Source organism: Mesorhizobium huakuii, from assembly GCF_030160235.1.
Classification (GTDB): domain Bacteria; phylum Pseudomonadota; class Alphaproteobacteria; order Rhizobiales; family Rhizobiaceae; genus Mesorhizobium; species Mesorhizobium huakuii.
The window spans coordinates 13,385-33,980 of sequence record NZ_BSNY01000045.1; the positions used below are offsets into that span (position 1 = coordinate 13,385).

19 protein-coding genes are annotated in these 20,596 nt (G+C 63.0%); 15 read left to right on the top strand and 4 right to left on the bottom strand.

The features are described 5' to 3' along the window. Positions 1–59 precede the first annotated feature (59 nt). The 3 genes from repB to QQK95_RS21970 all read left to right on the top strand — a co-directional run bounded on the left by repB (position 60) and on the right by QQK95_RS21970 (position 2,965). Entirely contained in the window at positions 60–1,046 is a 987-nt protein-coding gene (repB, locus tag QQK95_RS21960; RefSeq protein ID WP_038654384.1) for a plasmid partitioning protein RepB, read from the top strand. A 153-nt stretch (positions 1,047–1,199) separates the two neighbouring features. Next, positions 1,200–2,405 (top strand): plasmid replication protein RepC, encoded by a 1,206-nt coding sequence (gene repC, locus QQK95_RS21965; protein WP_091586063.1) that lies wholly within the window; start codon positions 1,200–1,202, stop codon positions 2,403–2,405. A 347-nt stretch (positions 2,406–2,752) separates the two neighbouring features. Then, positions 2,753–2,965, top strand: a complete 213-nt coding sequence (locus tag QQK95_RS21970; RefSeq protein ID WP_057143290.1) for a cold-shock protein — start codon at positions 2,753–2,755, stop codon at positions 2,963–2,965. 257 nt (positions 2,966–3,222) lie between these two features. Here QQK95_RS21970 and QQK95_RS21975 read toward each other — a convergent pair whose 3' ends face one another. Further along, on the bottom strand, positions 3,223–3,441 hold the full coding sequence (locus QQK95_RS21975) for a hypothetical protein (protein WP_038654392.1): 219 nt from the start codon (positions 3,439–3,441) through the stop codon (positions 3,223–3,225). A 198-nt stretch (positions 3,442–3,639) separates the two neighbouring features. After that, positions 3,640–3,882 (bottom strand): DUF982 domain-containing protein, encoded by a 243-nt coding sequence (locus tag QQK95_RS21980; RefSeq protein ID WP_038654395.1) that lies wholly within the window; start codon positions 3,880–3,882, stop codon positions 3,640–3,642. 336 nt (positions 3,883–4,218) lie between these two features. Here QQK95_RS21980 and QQK95_RS21985 point away from each other — a divergent pair, with 336 nt between their 5' ends. The 4 genes from QQK95_RS21985 to QQK95_RS22000 all read left to right on the top strand — a co-directional run bounded on the left by QQK95_RS21985 (position 4,219) and on the right by QQK95_RS22000 (position 8,638). Beyond that, on the top strand, positions 4,219–5,415 hold the full coding sequence (locus QQK95_RS21985) for a DUF932 domain-containing protein (protein WP_091586061.1): 1,197 nt from the start codon (positions 4,219–4,221) through the stop codon (positions 5,413–5,415). A gap of 278 nt (positions 5,416–5,693) precedes the next feature. Then, the gene (locus tag QQK95_RS21990; RefSeq protein WP_091586065.1) at positions 5,694–7,838 is read left to right on the top strand and encodes a ParB/RepB/Spo0J family partition protein; all 2,145 of its coding nucleotides are present in this window, start codon (positions 5,694–5,696) and stop codon (positions 7,836–7,838) included. Between the two features lie 118 nt (positions 7,839–7,956). Then, entirely contained in the window at positions 7,957–8,349 is a 393-nt protein-coding gene (locus QQK95_RS21995) for a hypothetical protein (protein ID WP_167365321.1), read from the top strand. Positions 8,350–8,479: 130 nt separating this feature from the next. Further along, positions 8,480–8,638 carry a DUF1419 domain-containing protein gene (locus QQK95_RS22000; RefSeq protein ID WP_240565203.1) on the top strand — a complete coding sequence of 53 codons (159 nt, stop codon included), beginning with the start codon at positions 8,480–8,482 and terminating at the stop codon, positions 8,636–8,638. Positions 8,639–8,926: 288 nt separating this feature from the next. Here the strand turns inward: QQK95_RS22000 and QQK95_RS22005 are convergent, their stop codons facing one another. Further along, positions 8,927–9,322: a hypothetical protein gene (locus tag QQK95_RS22005; protein ID WP_038654673.1), complete on the bottom strand. Its 396-nt coding sequence runs from the start codon at positions 9,320–9,322 to the stop codon at positions 8,927–8,929. A 293-nt stretch (positions 9,323–9,615) separates the two neighbouring features. Here QQK95_RS22005 and QQK95_RS22010 point away from each other — a divergent pair, with 293 nt between their 5' ends. Continuing rightward, entirely contained in the window at positions 9,616–10,299 is a 684-nt protein-coding gene (locus QQK95_RS22010; RefSeq protein ID WP_322791224.1) for a transposase, read from the top strand. A 35-nt stretch (positions 10,300–10,334) separates the two neighbouring features. On the opposite strand, the gene QQK95_RS22015 is transcribed toward QQK95_RS22010, so the two are convergent. Continuing rightward, positions 10,335–11,528, bottom strand: a complete 1,194-nt coding sequence (locus QQK95_RS22015) for a DUF1173 domain-containing protein (protein WP_038654404.1) — start codon at positions 11,526–11,528, stop codon at positions 10,335–10,337. A 185-nt stretch (positions 11,529–11,713) separates the two neighbouring features. Here QQK95_RS22015 and QQK95_RS22020 point away from each other — a divergent pair, with 185 nt between their 5' ends. The 7 genes from QQK95_RS22020 (at position 11,714) to QQK95_RS22050 (ending at position 20,475) form a co-directional block, all read left to right on the top strand. Then, positions 11,714–16,168 (top strand): strawberry notch family protein, encoded by a 4,455-nt coding sequence (locus QQK95_RS22020; protein ID WP_038654406.1) that lies wholly within the window; start codon positions 11,714–11,716, stop codon positions 16,166–16,168. A 12-nt stretch (positions 16,169–16,180) separates the two neighbouring features. Next, a complete protein-coding gene (locus tag QQK95_RS22025; protein WP_038654409.1) occupies positions 16,181–17,230 on the top strand; it encodes a DUF7146 domain-containing protein in 1,050 nt (349 codons plus the stop codon). A gap of 246 nt (positions 17,231–17,476) precedes the next feature. Next, on the top strand, positions 17,477–18,418 hold the full coding sequence (locus QQK95_RS22030; protein ID WP_091586057.1) for a DUF2493 domain-containing protein: 942 nt from the start codon (positions 17,477–17,479) through the stop codon (positions 18,416–18,418). A 164-nt stretch (positions 18,419–18,582) separates the two neighbouring features. Continuing rightward, on the top strand, positions 18,583–18,867 hold the full coding sequence (locus tag QQK95_RS22035; protein WP_091586055.1) for a type II toxin-antitoxin system TacA family antitoxin: 285 nt from the start codon (positions 18,583–18,585) through the stop codon (positions 18,865–18,867). After that, positions 18,868–19,377: a GNAT family N-acetyltransferase gene (locus tag QQK95_RS22040; RefSeq protein WP_091586053.1), complete on the top strand. Its 510-nt coding sequence runs from the start codon at positions 18,868–18,870 to the stop codon at positions 19,375–19,377. 202 nt (positions 19,378–19,579) lie between these two features. Continuing rightward, positions 19,580–20,116, top strand: coding sequence for a hypothetical protein (locus tag QQK95_RS22045; RefSeq protein WP_038654685.1), 537 nt, complete (start codon positions 19,580–19,582; stop codon positions 20,114–20,116). Positions 20,117–20,262: 146 nt separating this feature from the next. After that, entirely contained in the window at positions 20,263–20,475 is a 213-nt protein-coding gene (locus QQK95_RS22050) for a hypothetical protein (RefSeq protein WP_143019563.1), read from the top strand. The last annotated feature ends 121 nt before the right edge of the window (positions 20,476–20,596 follow it).

Below are 20,596 nucleotides of genomic sequence, written 5' to 3' on the forward strand. Positions count from 1 at the left end.
GACAAAAGTGGATATTTGCCAAATGTATTCAATGGACTACGCGCTATCGGAGGTAGAATATGGCACGTAAGAATCTTCTTGCAGGCCTCGTAGAAGCGGAGACAGACGAGGGGGCCTCATTAGCCTCCGCTGCGGCATATCCGATCCGCGGCGCATCAAAATCCATGATCCGCTCGGTCAACGAGTTGGCAAAGCAAGCGGATGCGTATCTTGAGGGGGAGCATGTCGTCGAACTCGACCCAAGCGCAGTCGACGGCTCGTTCGTTTCCGACCGCATAGGCGACGATGCTGAACAATATCAAGAGCTGCTGGAAGCGATTCGGGAGAGAGGGCAGGATTCTCCTATACTTGTCCGTCCGCATCCGAGCTCAGACGGCCGCTACATGATCGTCTTTGGCCATCGCAGGGTCCGAGTTGCCCGCGAACTGGGACGAAAGGTGAGGGCGGTCGTCAAGGAGATCGACGACAAGACCCATGTAATTGCCCAGGGTCAGGAGAATTCCGCCCGAGCAAATCTCAGTTTCATCGAGAAGGCGATGTTCGCAAAACGCCTCGAGGATTTGGGGTACGACAGAGATGTGATGTCGTCAGCATTGGCCTCGAACGCCGCTGCAGTCTCGAAGATGGTTTCAGTTGCCACAAGAATTCCCGCATCTGTGATCGGCAAGATTGGATCAGCTACGTCTGTAGGCCGCGAGCGGTGGGTTGAGCTGTCCCTGCTTGCCGGCAAGAAATCCGAAATGGTTAATGCAATCTTATCCGACCCAGAATTCGGTCAGCTGGAAAGCAACGAACGCTTCGAAAGGTTGCTAGCAACACTGAATGAGAAGGGGAAGCCGGTTCGCAAGGCAGGGGTGAAGGCCCAAGCACAATCCTGGGTCCCCGAGGACAGATCAGTTAGCGTTAGCGTCAAGAAGGCAGGCAAGGCCATCACGATCGCCGTGAAGGAGATGGATGGCAGCCGCTTTGGGACGTGGATTTCCGATAATCTGGGCAAGCTTTATGAGGCGTTCAGGAAGTCGGAGAAGGCATCAACAGGAGACTAAAACCGCAAAAGAAAAAGGCCCCCGAACGTCACCGTCGCGGAAGCCCTTCTCGTCTGTCGCAAGCTGAGAATCGCATTTCCCCGAATCACTGTCAAGAGTCGTGGCGTCGTTTCGGCGAGCAGATTTCTTTTGCCTGATAGAGGGTGAAAGAAAATGGAGACGGGTATTGCAACGACGCCCTTCGGGCGGCGGCCGATGTCGCTTGCCATGCTGGCAGCGCAAAACGATTCACGTGAAATTCCCAAGGGCAGGGTGGTCGACAAATGGCAGATCTACCGCAATCTCTGCGAGGGCAAGAGCATCGTCGGCATTGGCGATCGTGCGCTGGCCGTCCTGAACGCGTTGCTATCATTCTATCCTGACAGCGAATTGAGTGAGGAAAACGACCTCATCGTCTTTCCCTCAAACGCACAGCTGTCGCTTAGGGCGCACGGAATGCCGGAGCCCACGGTCAGGCGGCACCTGGCGGCTCTTGTTGATTGTGGGCTGATCGTCCGCCGGGATAGCCCGAACGGCAAGCGTTACGCCCGCAAGGGCCGGGGAGGGGAGATCGAGGAAGCATTTGGCTTCTCCCTGGCTCCGCTGCTGGCCCGTGCTTGCGAGTTCGAGGCCGCGGCTGAATGTGTTCGTGCCGGTAACCGGGCGCTCAGGCTTATGCGCGAGCGGATCACCTTGCACCGCCGTGACATCCACAAGCTGATCGAAGCGGCCGTTGACGAAGATGTCCCGGGCGACTGGGGAGGCCTGTGGAAGCGTTTCCGCGGCGTTGTAGAGGCAATTCCGCGCCGAGCTTGCATTGTCGAGCTCGAACCGATCGTAGCTGAGCTTGCCGCGCTGCATGACGAAGTGGATAAGCTGCTGGAAATTCATATGAAATCTACGAATCCGAGCGGCAATGACTCTCAAAACGAGCGGCAGCAATCTGATTCAAATACCGACTCTATTTTTGAATTTGAACCTGCTTTAGAGAAAAGCGGGGCGACGGCCGAGCCCAGAACGAGGACCGCGGAGGCGCCGAAAACATACCCGCTGGGGATGGTGCTGAAGGCTTGCCCCGAAATTACCGACTACGCCGTCGACGGGATCGGCAATTGGCGCGACCTCATGATAACGGCCGCCCAGGTGCGGGGATATCTAGGCGTTTCGCCGTCCGCGTATGAGGAGGCTTGCCATGTAATGGGCCCGGAGATCGCGGCGATCGTGATTGCCTGCATCCTGCAAAGGGCGCAGCACATCAACTCGGCCGGCGGCTATTTGCGGGTACTGACCGAAAAGGCGACGGCGGGGCAGTTCTCTGTCGGGCCGATGCTGATGGCGGCGCTCAAGGCGAACGGCGCGACGGCGAGGATGACCGGATGACGATCGCCAATCCCGCAGCTTGTCGCTTTGCGACTAGCTCGAAGCCAATGTGGCCTTATGGATCTTGGGTTTCGCCGACCGGTAAGGGGACTTGGTGGCTATCTGGGTCGACAAGGCGCAAGCGCAGGGCAGGTGTTCCGTGCGTCCTGTTCCCAATCATACGATGCTGGCATTGGCCAACTCTCGATCTGGCGTCGGCGGTCAGCGGACCGCTGCTTGGTGCCAACGTACCTTAAACAGGCTACAGACTTGCCATGACGCCCATTTGCTGCATCTATCTAGAACGGCGGCGGCCGGTGCGGTCGGCCTGGCAGATATGTAGACACCTACGGCAAGGAAATACCTATATGGCGACTGGAACGGTAAAGTGGTTCAACGCGACCAAGGGCTTTGGCTTCATCCAGCCCGACGGTGGTGGACAGGACGTGTTTGTCCATATTTCTGCTGTCGAGCGCGCTGGCCTGTCGACGCTCGCTGACGGCCAGAAGGTCAACTATGAGATAGAACAGGATCGGCGGACCGGCAAATCGTCGGCCGGCAACCTGAGCAAGGCTGGCTGAACCAGCCATATCGTTTCAGCAATCGCATTAGGCATGCAAGCTTCGGTGCACCAAGAGAACAGGTCTGGTGGCCTACGGCATGTCGTTGAAGTGTCGCCTTTGCTGACCCATGTGGCGGGTGCGCCAAATGTTTCCTCCCATTCGTCTGGCGCGTTCCCCTCTGGAGGTTTTGACCTTCACACCTGGCCGGGCCCCGAGTCCGGCCTTTTTCTTGCGCCAGGTAAACTGGGGCGACGACGACCGGCCGTCCTCTCCGGTCATGCAGGCTTGTCGAAGACAATGGGCAATCCACGATTAGAAGCCATCTCGACGACCAGTTTTTCGATGTCCTGATCGGAAAGGCGGGTCCGCAGTGTCGTACGAATCCGCTTGACCAGTTCGTGCACCGGCAACGGCGGGAAATCCTCGGCATCATCGAGAAGCCGACCGACTTCAATCACAACGTCAGCATCGATGCCGCTCGGCAAATCTCGCATATCCCATCTCCGATCGAGGTAAATGTTGCCGCCATCCTGACCGTTGTCGAGTCAAGCGGATGGATGTCGGGTTGTTTCCCACGACAGCAGGACTCGATCCTCTACTGCGGGCTCTAGAAATCCGGTCGCCGCGCTGTTGTGAAGCTCTATTTTTCCCAGTCGCATTGGAAGCCATCGAGGCCACTATCAATTTGGACCTCAGTCGCTGCGTAGGATTTTGGCTTCCAACGCCGCTGCAACGAAGGCCCGTCTCGCAACGGGCGTCTGAGCTTGACCACGCAGAACCTGAAGGCATGCATCCATAGCCAGTTTTCGCTTCGTCGTTTGATGAGGAAAACTCCGCAGCAGGATCGCGGCTGCATCATTCACGTCGAAAATGATGCGCTCACGCTCCTGCCGGCCAACTTGCACCACCACGGGCCGGACGAACCTGCTCGACATGCCATTAGACTTTCAATTCCGACCATGACGCGGTCTTCGCGTATCATGACGTTGGGTCAATTCATACATTTCTGGCTAGGGCCAGAACAGAACTGGCAATTGCCCAATCTCAAGACCAGTTGCCTCCAATTTCCGCGAACTGCTACCGGGTCCAGGCTCTGGCTTTCCTGAAGGTCGAGCATTCCTTCCTGGTTGCAGGCCTTGAAGAGGCCGCTGCCGCGACGGCGACGCTTGTAGCGGAGCGCGGATGCCGGGAGAGGAAGAGGGCGGGCGGGTTGCGGTGGCGGGTAGAGGTCCGGGAGAGAGTCTTCCGGCGCCCGCCGAGGAGCGACACCCATGACCCAGATGGAAATTCACACGCCCAAGCGCAACGAGCGTGCCGGTTACAAGGTCGACGTCAGCCGCGGCCAACGCATCGGCCGCGTGTCGTCAGAATGGTTCAACCGGCCAGTGGACGAGCGATACCTATCGCTCACCGACCTTCGGAATTCGGTGAAGAGCCGATCGGAGTGCAGCAAGACCCGCGTCGTCGAAAGTGAGCTGATCCGCGTCGAGGCCAGCTGCGATGACCCGGAGCGCCTGAGGCTAATGATACCCGATGCGCCGGCCCCAGTTGCCCCCACCCATTGGAGTTTTGGCCAACTAGCCAGCCTGGTCGGCGCGCCGGCCACCTATCTTCGCCAGCTTCCTGCTCCGCTCGCGGCGATCAACCTTCAGCATGGTCTCCTCAACCACCGTGCCGAGCAGGTGAAGACGCTTGAAATCGAGAACGGACGCATTGAGCTGCGAGCGGTAACGGGCCCTGACTACGGCAGAATATTCGATTCAGAACTGGTGGACGCCGTCCAAAACATCGCCGGCAACGGTACCGGCGACACGCGCTGGAAAGTGCCCGGTGTGCTCGACTGGTCAACGGGAATCTACAATCCGCTCGTCGACATCTCCAGGGACACCACGACGCTCTACGCGTCTGATCGCGATATCTTCGTGTTTCTGGTCGACGATCTGAACCCGATCGAGGCCGGGCGGCTACCGAATGGGGAGCCGGATCTCTACTTCCGCGGCTTCTATTGCTGGAACTCCGAGGTCGGAGCCCGCACCCTTGGGATCGCCAGCTTCTATCTGCGCGCAGTGTGCCAGAATCGAAATCTGTGGGGCGTGGAAGATTTCGAGGAAATCACCATCCGCCATTCAAAATACGCAGCCTCCCGTTTCGCCCTGGAGGCCGAGCCGGCCCTGATCCAGTTTGCCGATTCCTCGCCCATGCCGTTCGTCAACGGCATCAAGACAGCGCGGCAACGGATCGTCGCTCGGGACGACGACGATCGCCAGAGCTTCCTGCGCAAGCGCGGCTTCTCCAAGTCCGAGACCACGAAGATCATCGATACTGTTCTCATGGAGGAAGGCAGACCACCGGAATCGATCTTTGATTTCGTGCAGGGCATCACGCGGGTCGCGCGCGACAAGCCGCATCAGGATGTTCGCCTGGAAATGGAGGGCAAGGCCAAGAAGCTTCTCGATTTCGCCGCCTGATCCTGCGGAGGCCGGCAGCGAAAACGCTCATCGCCGGCCTCGCCTCCAGTCCATCTCCATCAATCCCAGCGCGGTCCTCCGAAGCAAGAGGACCGCGCTTTTTTCGTCCCGGTGACGCCAACATGCTGGGGCCCTCTCGGGCGGCTCGGTCGCGTCGAGATCCGCGAGCCGGGGCCGGGTCGGCGTGAGACTTGGAGGCAGAGGGGGGAGGGGAGGGTTCTGACGGGCTTGGAGGTTCGGGGAGAGGCCCCGGGCCGCCCGTCATGGAGAACCTGACCATGGCAAAGAACGCCATTCAGAAGATCGCGATGAACGCCGCGGAGAATATTCCCTATGACAGGCTAATGCTGTCGCAGAAGAATGTTCGGCGCATCAAGGACGGGGTGTCGATCGAGCAGCTGGCCGAAGACATCGGACGGCGAAAGCTGATCCAGAGCCTTAACGTCCGTCCCGTGCTCGACGGCGAGGGCGAGGAGACCGGCACGTTCGAGGTGCCCGCAGGCGGCCGGCGTTATCTCGCGCTCGGCATCCTCATCAAGCAGAAGCGCCTGGCGAAGAACGAGCCGATCCCCTGCATCGTCAACCGCGGGCAGGAGACCTCGGCCGAGGAGGATTCGCTTGCCGAAAACCTGCGGCGCGCCGACCTTCATCCGCTCGACCAGTTTCGGGCCTTCAAGACGCTCAGCGATCAGGGCCTCGATCCAGACGAGATCGGCGCCCGCTTCTTCGTATCGCCGGCGACGGTGAGGCAGCGCCTGCGGCTGGCCTCGGTGTCACCGAAGCTTCTCGATCTCTACGAGAAGGACGAAATCCGGCTCGAACAGCTAATGGCGTTTTCGATCTCGGACGATCACGCGCGCCAGGAACAGGTCTGGGAGCGGATTTCCAGCTCGCACACGCAGGAACCATACTACATCAGACGCCTGCTGACGGAGACGACGGTGCGGGCCGATGATCGCCGGGCCGTCTATGTCGGCGCCGAGGCCTATGAAGCAGCTGGCGGCATCATCCTTCGCGACCTGTTCGAACAGGATTCCGGCGGCTGGTTCCAGGATGCCGCACTTCTCGAGCAGCTTGTCTTCGACAGGCTGAAGGTGGATGCCGAGGCGATACGCGCCGAAGGCTGGAAATGGGTCGAGGCGGCGATCAGTTTTCCTTACGGCCACACCGCTGGAATGCGGCGCATCTACGCAGAGGCGCAGGAACTCAGCGGCGAGGAGATCGAACGCTACGACGCGCTGAAGGCCGAATATGACAAGCTGGATGCGGATTATGCCAAGGCCGAGGATGCCGACGAAGCAATCGAGGCGAAGCTCGACCAGCTGGGAGCCGAGCTCGATGCGATCGATGATCGTCCTCAAAGCTACGATCCCACCCAGAAGACCATCGCCGGTGTGTTCGTTACGCTTGCCGCGAATGGCAAGCTCCAGGTCGACACGGGTTTCGTGCGGTCCGAGGACGAGCCGCGGACCGAAACCGGCGAAGTCGATGAGGTCGAGGAAGGGGTTGCCGACGGCGGAACCCGATCCAATGGCAACGGTGATGGCGATGATGTTATCGTCAACGGCAAGCCGGTGAACGAGGCCCCTGGCGATGACGGCGAGGACGATGGCATCAAGCCACTGCCCGATAGGCTCGTCTTCGACCTGACCGCGCAGCGGACGCTGGCGCTGCGCAACGCGCTCGCCGGTGACGTCGACATCGCCTTCGTCGCCGCGCTCCATGCCTTCGTCCTGCAGGTTTTCTATCGCTTCGCGCCCGACACGTGCCTGGAGATCAGCCTGAAGAGCAGCAGCTTCAGCCAGGTCGACGGTCTTGCCGAGACATCCTGGGCCAAGGAGATCTCCGAGCGGCACGAAGCCTGGAACCGCGAATTGCCCGATGAAGCGGAAGGCCTGTGGGATTTCCTTTTCGGCCTCGACGAAGCAAGCCGCAGGGCCCTGTTCGCGCACTGTGTCTCGCTGACCCTCAATGCGGTTGTCGAACCCTGGAACAGGCGAGCGAAGGCGCTCGTGCATGCAGACGTGCTTGGCCGCTCGCTCCAGTTCGATATGGTCGACGCCGGATGGACGCCCACGGTCGAGTTCCTCGGGCGGCTCACCAAGGCGCGGATCCTGCAGGCTGTCCGTGAAGCCCGTGGCGCAGACTCCGCGCAGCTGATCGACCACATGAAGAAGGATATCATGGCTCGTGAAGCTGCCCGTCTTCTCGAAGGATCGAACTGGCTGCCTGAGCCACTGCGCCTTGAGGTCGATGAAGTGGATGCTGGTGATGCGGTCGCCGACGACAGGTCGGACGAGACGGCTCTCGACGGCGACGCCGCCGAACTGCCGGCCTTCCTCGCCGACGATTTGGATCCGCCCTCCGATAAGCCGGTGACCATCGACAGCGACGAGGCGGACCACCTCCAGGCCGTCGAATAGTCGGCCTCCCGCTCCGCACGGGTCCGGCATCGCGGCCGGACCCATTTCAGTTCCAACTCACTTTCAAGCCCGGGATCGCCACAGCAATCCCGGGCGCTTTCGTTTCATGGAGATTCACATGTTCGATTGGAAAAGAAGCTGCTCCTATGACGAGCAGCAGAAGAGACGTTTCCACAAGACAGCCCGTTCACGGCTGAAGAAACTGGCCGCCGAACTTGCCCTGCCGCAGGGGAGCTTCGACCTGCGCTCCAACAGGGCGGGCATCGCCGTTTCCGGTGAAATTACCCTGCACCATGACCACGCCTACATTCAGGTCGGTCAGTTCGGTCTGTCCTCAGGTCACGGCATCCTGATCCGCACCTGCAAGGGCCGCAAGGACTATACCGGCGGGGCCAACCACTTCGTTGCACTCGGCATGCTCGACGAGATCCCGGCGCTCGCCGCCGCCGTCCGTGCCATCACCGGGGTTGGTCGAGACGCTTCGCGGTCCTCCGAACGACGCGCCGCCTGAACCCTGCAAACCCCATCATCGCCGGTGCACGCGCCGACCGCGGGCTCGGCCAGTCGACAGCCACAACACAGCAAGCAGTTGCCATGGCGCGGTAATGCCGCGCGTGGCCGAGCTGCGTTCAGGAGACACCATGGCCGCACATCCACCCTTCAGGAAGGTGCTCGACGGCGTTGCCACCCGCGAGCAGATGTTTCAACTGTTCAGCCGTCACAAAGACACTCCCGGCATCGCAACGCAGACCCCGAGACCGGGTGGGCCGAACATCGCGGCAAACGCACGATTCTCGTGAACGACGGAAGGCATGATGCTGCCTTCAGGCTGCTCGATGATCTGTCGGATCTCGAGATCGACGAATTCCTGTCCAAAGTGCGATTGCGTCGGAGCTGACGAAGGAAGGCGACGATGGGCATCTATAAGAACCGCGCTTCGGCGGCGAAGCGTCTCTCCATCACGGTGACCGACTTTCGCTCAGTGGATGCACCCGCGTACGGCCCTTCCTCAAGCTGTAGGGACATGCGAGACCGTATGGCCAACTGCCCCGAGGATACAAGCATCCGGTCCTCCGCAAAACTTGGGGTCAGTGCCTGCCACGCGGGAGGTATCCGGCATTGCGTAAAGCGCCGATGAACAGGCTGGCCGGGCCGGCGATACTCGTCCTGGCCTGCGCTGCGAGCGGCAGCGTGTTCCAGTCCTCCAACGGAGCGATAAAGCTGGAGAAAGTGCCATTGACCATGCAATGGCTGGTCAACAAGCCCTGCTTATCCAGCACCAGAACCCCTGTCTGATTGCTTGGATACCGGATGGCGGCGACGCGCTGAAGTTCCATGTCGCCATCGATGCGCAAATTAAAAAGCACAACGCCCAGGCTTCTGTGGGCGACTTCCGCGACTTTTTCCGCGAAAGGAACAGAAAGCGCACGAACGCTGTCGACCGCCATCCCGAAAACAAGCGCGTCCAGCTCATCCGCCGCCATGAGAAGATTAGTTCCCAAGAATATAAGGATTGCAATCGCTCCAGCCGGATTGTGCACAGTCATCGCCCTCCGCCGGCTAGACGCCTGAGCATCGCGTGTATGAGGCAGCTCTCTCTCGGTAGGCATGTTTGCCCCCGTTGATTGAGCCGAATGCCCCTGGGCCTATGACACACCGCTTGCTCGTTGCGGGGCTTCTCCGATAAAGCACGGCGAAAGCGATATGATAGGTCGGGTACTCGCTAACCCAAACTGCGACTTGGCTAGCAAGTCATGCTCACATCAAGGAACAGACTATGAAGCGCCAGATCCGGCCATTCATCGTGGAACTGAAACAGAGGCGCGGTAAGCAGAAGCCAAGCCATTCGATCTGGGGCGATCTTGACCTGTCCAAAATTGCCACGGAGATGTCACAGCCGGCTCATGCTGCTCAGTTCCCAAATTCCCAGGTCATTGACTTCAGTATAAGACCCCTTGATGCTGAAGAAGGGGATAAACCACTAGCGGAGTATATGATGGCCGATTTTCAGGACGCTCAGACTGTTCAGACGACAGTAGCCCCAGCCAAAGTGGAAGTGCCTGAATCGAAGAAGAAAGGCCCGCGAGCAAAGAAAGCGAAGACAGAGCTCGTAAAGCCGGCCCGCAAGAACGGAGCGAAACCTGCGCCCCCAGCCGCAAAGGCTCCCGTGGCAGCGAAGACCGCCCGCAAGACATATTCCGAGAATGAACGCGCCCAGAAGCTTGCCCAGATCGAGAAATCGATCGCTGCCGGCGCGACCAGCAAGATTGCGGTCGGCCAGGCCGGCATATCCGAGCAGACCTACTATTATTGGAAGAGGGCTGCCGCACCTTCTTCAGACAGCGGCGATCTCCGTGATCTTGTCGCGCTCGAAGAAGAAAACAAGCGCCTTAAGAACCTGCTTGCCGACCGTCTGCGCAAGGAAAATGCCGAGCTCAAGAAGAAGCTGGGCCTAGCCTAAGGCATCGTGAGCATCGCTGGAAATTCCGCCGACACTCAGAGCGGTAGCGGCGGCATATCGCCTTCGCCGACCCGCCACACCCAGGAGCCGATCCCCGGTCGCGCGGCGATCATTTCGTCGAGCGACGCTTCGTAGTTCTGGTCCGCTCCGGCCGGAACGACAAAGAGCGCGATCGGCTCGTCCCTGTTGTGAAGCAACGCATTGGCGATCGGCTGGTCGGGTTGCAGGTCAAAGCGCAACCCCTTCACGCTCTTCTCGAGAAGGCGGGCGAGCCCATCGACGAGCCTTTTCTCCGGGACCGTCTCGTAGGGAATCCAGTTCTCGGAGACCACCATCAACGCGACCTCCTCGACAATGGCGAGGCCGGCCGGGTTCAGTCCGAACGTCGCGATCGTCATGAGATGCGAGCTGGAATCCGCTGCCCACAGCGACAATTCTTTCTCGAAACGCGCCTGCAAGCGGCGATGCAGTGCATCGTCGATCATGAAGGGAAAGCCGGGCAAATGTCTGATGACGAGCTTCTGACCGGAGCGGGCCGGCACGATCTCCTTCACCTCGCCGACCAGGACGAGCAACTTTCGTGGACCGGATTTCGGCGGGAGCGCCGTGCCGAGAACTGCGTTGCGACGCTGCTCGATGGCTTGCTTGTTCTCGGCGCGAAATGGCTCGGGCACGAACAGGATATCCGCGAGCGATCCGCCTCTCACCGTCATTTGCCCGGCAGCCTCGAGCAGATGCCAGCGGACATTCCACCAATGTCGCTTGCCGGCCCACCGGGATGTCCAGACCGTCAATTCGGCTTCGTGCCAGAGATAATGAAGCAGGCCACGCAGCGACATCCTCCGGGGGTCGGTGGTTACACTGGCGGAGCTCTGGCCCGCAGGCACCGAGGCTGCCCGGCTCCCCGTCTTCGACAGGCTGAAGTCCAACTTGAGGGCCGCCATGCCGCTTTGCGGATCGAGCTGTATCGCGCCACCCACGAGTGCGCCCAGGCCGGACAGTTCGTAAGGTGCTTCATAGGAATCACAGGATGGATCATGGCCGCCGCCGCTCAGCGGCATGCGCTTGATCAGATGAAGGTCGCCGATGCGGGCGATGTACATTGGGCAGCCCGGCTCGCGGCACAGGCATAGCGGACGCTCGCTGCGGGCATAGGCGTCCGCCAGCGCCGCCTGCAGGTCAGGCGCTCCCTCCTCGTAGACCGCACTGCCAATTTTGAAACGTCGCATCCCCTCCACAGCTCCAGGTCGCCGCCGCATCCGTGTGCGCGCATTCAAGTCTGGCTTTCCGCAGAGCGCAACCCCTTTGGTGCATCGGCGCCAGAGGCAGAGGAGAGCCGGGAAAAGTGTGGCCCGGCTGGCGCGGAGAGAGTGCCGGCGCGGGTTCCGCTCCCCCTCTCGCGAAGGACATCTCCATGAACATCGTTTCGACCACATCGATCGCCCGGACGGCGGCATCCCTCGCCGCGCCGGCACACGACGCCGTCAACAACGCCCAGCCGATCCATCAGGCGGGAATACTGCTTTTGCCTTTTCTCAAGCGGGGCGAGCCTGTCACCGCCGCCGCACTGCGCACCGCCATGACGACGAGTTTTGGCGGCAGCGATGCTCAGGGGTTCTGGGTCTGGAAGGACGCCTATGAGGCGCTCGAAGTCGCCCAGGTGCTGTTCTTGCGCCGGTTCGGCCCTGCGATCCTGTCGCGGTCCACCACGCCGCAATCAGCGTTGGCCATGATGACGCGCATCGCGGATCTTCTTCCCACCCACACACGGCGCTCCGACGAGAGCCAGGCCATGCAGCAGCTCTCCACGCCCTTGCCGCTGGCTTTCGTCACGGCGAACGCCGCGGCGATCGCATCTTGCGACCTCGTACTCGAACCCTCCGCCGGCACTGGCCTGCTCGCCGTCCATGCCGAGATGGCGCGCGCCTCGATCGCCCTCAACGAGCTTGCCGCGACGCGAGCCGATCTCCTCGGCCTGCTGTTTCCACGGTATTGCGTCTCACGGCACGACGCCGCCCATGTCGACGATCATCTCGACGCGGCTATGAAGCCGTCTGTCGTGCTGATGAATCCACCCTTCAGCGTCGGCGCTTATGTCGACGGCCATGTCGCCGATGCGGCATGGCGGCATCTCTCTTCCGCATTCGCACGCCTGCGCGCCGGCGGGCGCCTGGTCGCCATCACAGGCACCGGGCTGTCTCCCGAAAACACCAAATGGCGCCCCTCCTTCGAACGGCTGCAGCAGAAGGGCACCATCATCTTCACCGCAGCAATCGACGGCCGTGTCTACGCCCGCCATGGGACAACGGCCGAGACCCGCTTGACCATCATCGACAAAGCTCCTGCTACCGACCCCACCGGCTTCGTCCCGTCGCGCGGCAAGGCTATGGATGTCAGGACGCTCCTCGCCTGGATATCCGATCTGCCGCCTCGCAGACCGGGCGGCTTTCCGGACTCGATCGGCGGACTGTCGAACGGCATCCTGCGCAATGCCGCGATGCAAATGGCCGCCACTCGATCGGCAGCGAGAGCTACACCCGCCGCAACCACACCGACTCCTCAGACTGTCCGGCCAACCCGGCCGGTTGCCCGGGCAAAGCCCGCCCGCCCCGTCACGGCAAGCGGCACGTCTGGCGTCGCGCTTGCCTATGAGCTGCGCGACTGGATGCCGGAAGAGGGCGGCCGGCTCACCGACACGATCTACGAACCCTACGCGCTCCAGTCGATCGACATTCCCCGCGCAAAACCGCATCCGACGCCGCTGGTACAATCGGCCGCCATGGCAGCGGTCGCGCCGCCAAAACCTTCCTATCGGCCGCTTCTTCCTGATGCGATCATCGACGAGGGCCTGCTGTCGGATGCCCAGCTTGAAAGCGTTATCTATTCGGGCGAAGCCCATTCCGGTTATCTCACCGGCGCCTGGACGGTTGACGAGACTTGCGATGTCGTCTCGGTCGCGCCAGAAGGTGCCGCGAACGCCGTCCGCTTCCGTCGTGGTTGGTTTTTGGGTGACGGAACCGGATGCGGCAAGGGACGGCAAGTCGCCGGCATCATCCTCGACAATTGGCTGCAGGGGCGGCGCCGCGCGATCTGGATTTCCAAGTCGGACAAGCTCTTGGAAGACGCTCAGCGCGATTGGGCGGCACTTGGTCAGGAAAAACTTCTCGTCCAGCCGCTGTCGCGCTATCGGCAGGGCACGCCGATCCGCCTTGCCGAAGGCATCCTGTTCACGACCTACGCCACCCTGCGCTCACAGGAGCGCGACGGCAAGAAATCCCGGATCGCCCAGATCCTCGACTGGGTCGGGAAGGACTTTGACGGCGTCATCGTCTTCGATGAGGCGCACGCCATGGCGAATGCCGCCGGCGGCAAAGGCGAGCGCGGCGACGTCGCCCCGTCGCAGCAGGGCAGGGCAGGCTTGCGGCTGCAGCACGCCCTTCCCGACGGGCGCGTCGTCTACGTCTCCGCGACCGGTGCGACCGCGGTCGAGAACCTGGCCTATGCGCAGCGTCTCGGCATCTGGGGCAGCGAGGACTTTCCATTCGCCAACCGCGCCGAATTCGTCGCCGCGATCGAGGATGGCGGTGTCGCGGCCATGGAAGTGCTCGCCCGCGATCTCAAATCGCTCGGTCTCTATACAGCGCGTTCGCTTTCCTATGACGGTGTCGAATACGACCTGCTCGAGCACGCGCTGACCGAGGAGCAGATCCGCATCTACAATGCCTATGCGGACGCATTCCAGGTCATCCACAACAACCTGACCGCCGCACTCGACGCGGCCAACATCACCAGCGAGGCCGGCACGCTGAACCGCAGCGCCAAGTCGGCAGCGAGGTCGGCTTTCGAAAGCACGAAGCAGCGCTTCTTCAGCCATCTCATCACCTCGATGATGACGCCGACCCTGATCGGCGCGATCGAGCAGGACCTTGCCGACGGTCATTCGGCGGTCATGCAGCTCGTCTCGACCGGCGAAGCGCTGATGGAACGACGCCTTGCCGAGATCCCGACCGAGGAATGGTCGGATCTCCATTGCGACGTGACCCCGCGCGAGTACGTCGGCGGGTACTTGATGCACTCCTTCCCCACGCAGTTGTTCGCGGAATATTCGGATGCGGAAGGCAATCTCTATTCTCGACCTGTCCACGACGAGGATGGCAATCCCGTCCAGTGCCGGGAGGCCGTTCGCCGGCGCGACGAGATGATGGAAAAACTCGCCTCGCTGCCGCCGGTTGGCAGCGCGCTCGACCAGATCCTCCACCATTTCGGAACGGATGTCGTCGCCGAGGTGACGGGCCGCTCGCGCCGCATCGTCAAGAAGACCGGCCGCGATGGTATCGACCGGCTGACCGTCGAGAACCGCCCTGGCTCGGCCAATCTCGCTGAGACCCAGAGTTTTATGGATGACGATAAGCGCGTCCTGATTTTTTCGGACGCCGGCGGCACCGGTCGCTCCTACCACGCTGATCTCGGGGCGCGAAACCAGAGGCTGCGCAAGCACTATCTGCTCGAAGCCGGCTGGCGCGCCGACAACGCCATCCAGGGTCTCGGACGGACCCACCGCACCAATCAGAAGCGACCGCCCTTGTTCCGGCCGATGGCCGCCAATGTGAAGGCAGGCAAGCGCTTCCTATCGACGATAGCACGACGGCTGGACACGCTGGGCGCCATCACACGCGGCCAGCGCCAGACGGGTGGAGCAGGGCTGTTCCGTGCCGAAGACAATCTCGAAAGCCCCTACGCGCGGGCCGCGCTTCGCCAATTCTACTTGCTGCTGCATCAGGGCAAGATCGAAGGGTGTTCGCTGACGACCTTCGAGACCGTCACGGGTCTGTCGCTGACCACCGACGAGGGCGGGTTACGCGACGAGCTGCCGCCGATCACGACCTGGCTCAACCGCCTGCTGGCGCTGCGGATCGAGACCCAGAACCTGCTGTTCGAAGTGTTCGAGCAACTGATGACGGCGAAGGTCGAGGGCGCGATCGCTGCCGGCTCCTATGACAGAGGTCTGGAGACGATTGCGGCGGAGAGCATCGTCGTCACCGATCGTCGCACCGTCTACACGCATCCGGTCTCGGGCGCGCAGTCGCATGTGCTGACCGTCGCGCGCACGGACCGTATCCGACCGCTCGGTCTGGTCGATGCGCTGGCGATCGCCCGCGCGGAGCTGCAATCGGTCCTGCTGGTCAACACGCGGTCGAACCGAGCGGCGATCCAGCTGCCGACGGCGAGCCTGATGCTCGACGACGGCACGATAGAGCACCGCGTGCGCCTGCTGCGGCCGACGGACGAGCTGCGCTTCGGTCTCGACGCCCTTGCCGAAACCCACTGGCAGCCGGCCGACAGAAAACTGTTCTGCGACCTGTGGCAGACAGAAGTCGCCGCCGTCCCGGAGTTCACCACCAGCACCTTTCATATCGTGACGGGTCTGCTGTTGCCGATCTGGCGGCGCTTGCCGGATCATGATTGTCAGGTTTACCGGATCCAGACCGATGCCGGCGAACGCATCATCGGCCGTCACATCGCACCGACGCAGGTCGCGACCATGCTGCGCAATCTTGGTGTCGACCATGTTCCTTCGCTATCCGCCGATGATGCGTGGGCCGGCGTGATCGACGGGCGCATCGGGCTGCAGCTTGCCGACGGCCTGGTCCTGCGCCGCAGCCGCGTTATGAACGACTACCGTGTCGAGCTGATCGGCTTCACCGATGCGATGGTGCCGCGGCTGAAGGCGCTCGGCCTGATCTCCGAAATCATCTCCTGGAAGCTCCGGCTGTTCATCCCGACGTCCGCGCTGGGGTCCGCCATCCTCGCCTCCCTTCTCGAGCGCCATACACTGGTTGGGGTCACCGACCGTGCGGCAGCGGCTTGAGGGGAGGCGATCGTGACCGGCTCGGCTTCCGATCTGGCGCGCCGCCTTGGCGAACATGCCGAGGAGGTGTGCCGCGAATATCTCTCCAACGGCCATCGCTGCGGCAATTACTGGATGGTCGGCGATGTCCGCAACACGCGCGGCCGTTCAATGCATGTGCGGCTCAAGGCGGTTGGCGGCAAGGCAGCCGGAAAATGGGTCGACGAGTCGTCGGGGGAATATGGCGACCTGCTCGACGTCATCAAGCAGAGCTGTGGTCTGGTCGACTTCCGCGAGGTCGCGGATGAAGCACGTCGCTTCCTCTCCATGCCGCTGCCACCGCCCCAGCCCCAGCCCCTTGGCCCGCAGCGCCAACCTGCCGCGGCGCGCGGCTCCCCTGACGCCGCGCGTCGCCTGTTCGCCCTGTCGCAGCCGATTGCCGGTACGCTGGCCGAACGTTATCTTGCCGACCGCGGCATCCTGCTTTCCACGCATGAGCGCGCCCTGCGCTTCCACCCAGGCTGCTACTACAGGGACCTCGTGACCGGCGAGACGCAGGTCCTGCCTGCGCTGATCGCAGCTGTCACCAGCCTCGATGGGCAGGTCACCGGCCTGCAACGCACCTGGCTTGATCCTTCGGGTCAGGGCAAGGCGCAATTCACTGATCCACGCCGCTCACTGGGCGACCTCCTTGGCAACGGCATCTGGCTAGGCCACCAGCCCGGTGCGCCCGTCCCGGTCATGGCCGCCGGCGAAGGGTTCGAGACGATGGCCTCGCTGCGTACGGTGATGCCGGCAATGCCGGCGGCCGCCGCCACCTCGGCCAATCACCTCGCCGGCCTGATCTTGCCGCCCGGCTGCCGTCGCCTCTATATCGCAGCCGATGCCGACGCCGCCGGCCGGCACGGCATCGAGCGTCTCAGCCAGCGCGCAGGCCAGGTCGGGATCCTCGCCCTGGTGTTGCGGCCGCAGCTCGGCGACTTCAACGACGATCTGCGTCATCTCGGCCCCGCCCATCTCGCCGCATGGCTCAGCGATCAGCTCGTCCGGGAGGATGTCCCTCTCTTCCTGCCTCCGGGATGAACGGCCCGAGCCGGCAGGCGGGCGGGGGTGGCGTCACCCGAAGGCCTCCTTGCATGGCGGCAGTCCACCGGAGAGGCCGCGCCCGCGGCCTGTCCGAGAGGCGACCCCTGCCACCCACCGGTCACGGCCGCAACGGCTGCGCCGTCCTCCGCTTTGCTACGGCCTTCGGTGCGGCCGCGCCCGGTGCGCGGCCGGGTTTCGCTGTCAGGCCGCGATGGGCGCGGCAACAACCGACGGAGACACGCCATGACCTACGAACTTCCTTTCGACGACGCCCACGAGCCCTACCACGCCTCCTCGCCGACCGATCGCGTCATCCTCGAACTGCAGATGTACGGCCATCGTCCGCATCAGGACGACCCTGATGCTCGGCCACTTCCCGACGACGAGGTGATCCGGGCCGGGCTTGCCGGGATCGTCGAGACCTTCGCCGGCATGCTCGGCGACACCAGGCTCGAACCCGATCTCGATGACCTGCTCTGGTCCTTCGCAAACGTCTTCCACCGTGCCGCCGAGCGCGTCGCCCGCAGCCTCGACCGCAACGAGGAGGCGCAGCGTTCGAGCCAGCAGGAGCAGGACGGTTCCGAGGTGAAGTCGGTCGAGCTGGAACGGCTCACGGCCGAGGGCATCACCTATATCGAGCGCCGCAATGTCCTCGAAATCATGCGCGATGAGGCCGCCGACCTCTACGAGGCACAGACCGGATCGGCATGGCGGCCACGCACCGGCTCCAAGGTCAGTCACCAGGCGATGACCGCGGCGGTCATCGACTCCAGAGACTTCCTCGCAGCCCGCCGCCACGCCGAAACCGAGGTGCTGGTCCCGGCCGGCACCAAGATCGCCTTCGCCGGCGGCCTCGACTGCAACGATCACGACCGGATCTGGGACGCGCTCGACAAGGCCCGCGAGAAGCATCCCGACATGGTCCTGCTCCACGGCGGCAGCCCGCGCGGCGCCGAACGTATCGCCGCCTGCTGGGCCGAGAACCGCAAGGTCACCCAGATCGCCTTCAAGCCGGACTGGAACCGTCACGCCAAGGCCGCTCCTTTCCGCCGCAACGACCAGCTTCTCTCGGTGGTGCCCTACGGCCTGATCGTCTTTCCCGGTTCCGGCATCACCGACAACCTAGCCGACAAGGCCCGTCGGCTCGGCATCCCCGTCTGGCGGTTCGCGGAGGGCGGCGCGTGAAGCGCCGCTTTCCTCGCAACCGTCCATCGAACCCGACCGGGCGCAGTCGGGTTCGGCCCGCGCGAAGCTCACCAAATCCGCGCGCGAAGCACTGCACCCTCCGCAACCTGTATTGCGTTCCGCGTTACATAGACGTATATACGTCCGCATCACAGGAGCGCGCCATGGCCACCACAGCCACCAGGAAGGAAACACCCGTCTCGATGCGGTTTCGCGACGATGATCTCACCATCATCGACCGCGGCGCGGAGCTGCTTGGCCTGTCGCGCACCGAGTTCGTGCGGCGCGCGGCAATCCACGAGGCGCAGGCGGCCATCCTCAACGAAACCGTCATCCGCGTGTCCCCGGAAGCCTATGACGCCTTCATGCAGGCGATCTCAGCCCCCGCCGCTGCGCCCCCGCCGAAGGCGGCCGAGCGGCTGCGTCGGTCCCCGCCCTGGAACCGCTAGGTGGCGCTTTCAGGCATCGAACTTCTCGACGACGCGCACCGCCTCGACAGCTTCGATTGCGGCAAGCCGGCGCTCAACGCTTGGCTGGCCGGCTTCGCGCGAACGAACCAGGCCCGCGGGTTTACCCGCGTCCTGGTCGTTCACGACGAGGGAACAGTCGTCGGCTATTACGGCCTCGCGCCGGGCGTGATCCAGCCAAACAGCGCACCGCGCGCCATCCGCACCGGACGGCCCCCCGATCCGATCCCCTGCCTGCTGATTGGACAACTCGCCGTCGACCACCGCTATGCCGGACAAGGCATCGGCAGCGGCCTGGTCAAGGACGCGCTGCATCGCTGCGTCGCCGGCGCCGACATCGTCGGCGGCCGCGCGGTGGTGGTGCGGGCGATCGACGCCGAGGCCGAGCGCTACTGGCAGAGCTGGGGTTTTGTCCCGTCGCGGGACAACCCGTCTATCCTGATGCGCTCGATCCAGGACGTGAGCCTCTGGCTGGCCGACAACGGCCACTAGCTCCACGCGCGCTAGCGCCTCCAGCAGCGGCAGGGTCTGGGCGCGCCGGCCCGCGGCCGGCCGGGCTCTAGTCGCGGCGTCCCGCCGCTCCCCGCGCCGGCTTCGCCGTCTCGGCCTTCGGGTGACGATCCCTCGCGCGGGGCCACAGCGAGAGGGCGGCCGGCGCGGGGGCGGGGGACGCTGGAGAGAAGGGAAAGTCACGATGTCGATGATATTCATAGGTGGATCACGCGAGATATACGAGCTGCCGGAACCTGCCATCACGCGCATAGGCGCAATCGTGGCTGCCGAGCACGGCGTGCTGATTAGCGACGCGTCGGGAGCCGATGCCGAGGTGCAGGGCCTGCTCGCGGGCTACGGTTACGAGCACGTCGGTGTCTTCCATGCCGGCAAGGAACCCCGCAACAATCTGGGCGACTGGGCCGCCTACCATGTCCCTTCTCCTGACGAGGGCGCCACAGGGGACTTTGTCCACGCCGCCAAAGACCGGGAGATGGCGCGGCGCGCCGACTTTGGCATGATGGTCTGGGACGGCGCATCACCCGGCACAGCCGTCAACATGCTTCGGCTCGCCATCGCGAACAAGCCGTGCGTCATTTACGATCTGGCCAGGGGCAGCGTGGCGACCACGTACAACGTGGAAGACTGGTGTGCGATGCTGCGCCATGCCGGTTCGGACATTCGCCGGCAAGCCGAGGCCCGCCTGACGCCGGACGAGCGTCTGGCGCTGCCAGGATGATGTGCGCGCCGACCCGCCGACAGCCCGGCGGGTCCGATCCGATAGGCTTGATCCGCCCCCCAACTCCACTTATGTGAACGCCGAGGCCAGCCCCTTTCGAACCGGCCCACGTGCAGAGCCGCGGGGCGTTGTGCAGGACGATCATCTTGACCCGTCTCGCATCTGAAGCGGGCGCGAGCGTGCCGAACATCCTGGCTTGCGCGGTCATCCATCGTGGCTTCGAGGCATTGCTACCGAGGGGCGTGAAGTTCGCTGCCAGCCGGCTCCGATCTCGAAAACGCTGTGCCGCCATCCAGAACACGCAAGGCGGTTCACGCGCCATGATGCTGTTCGAGGTGTTGACGACGCAGGCGACATGACCCCGGAGGTGACGGCAAGCATCCGGCGATCCGGCAGCGTTGCCTTGGCGGTCAAGCGATGGCGGCCTGGGTTCTTGTCCATCTGCCGCATCCGGGGCCATTCCCGTTTCATGTCGCCTTT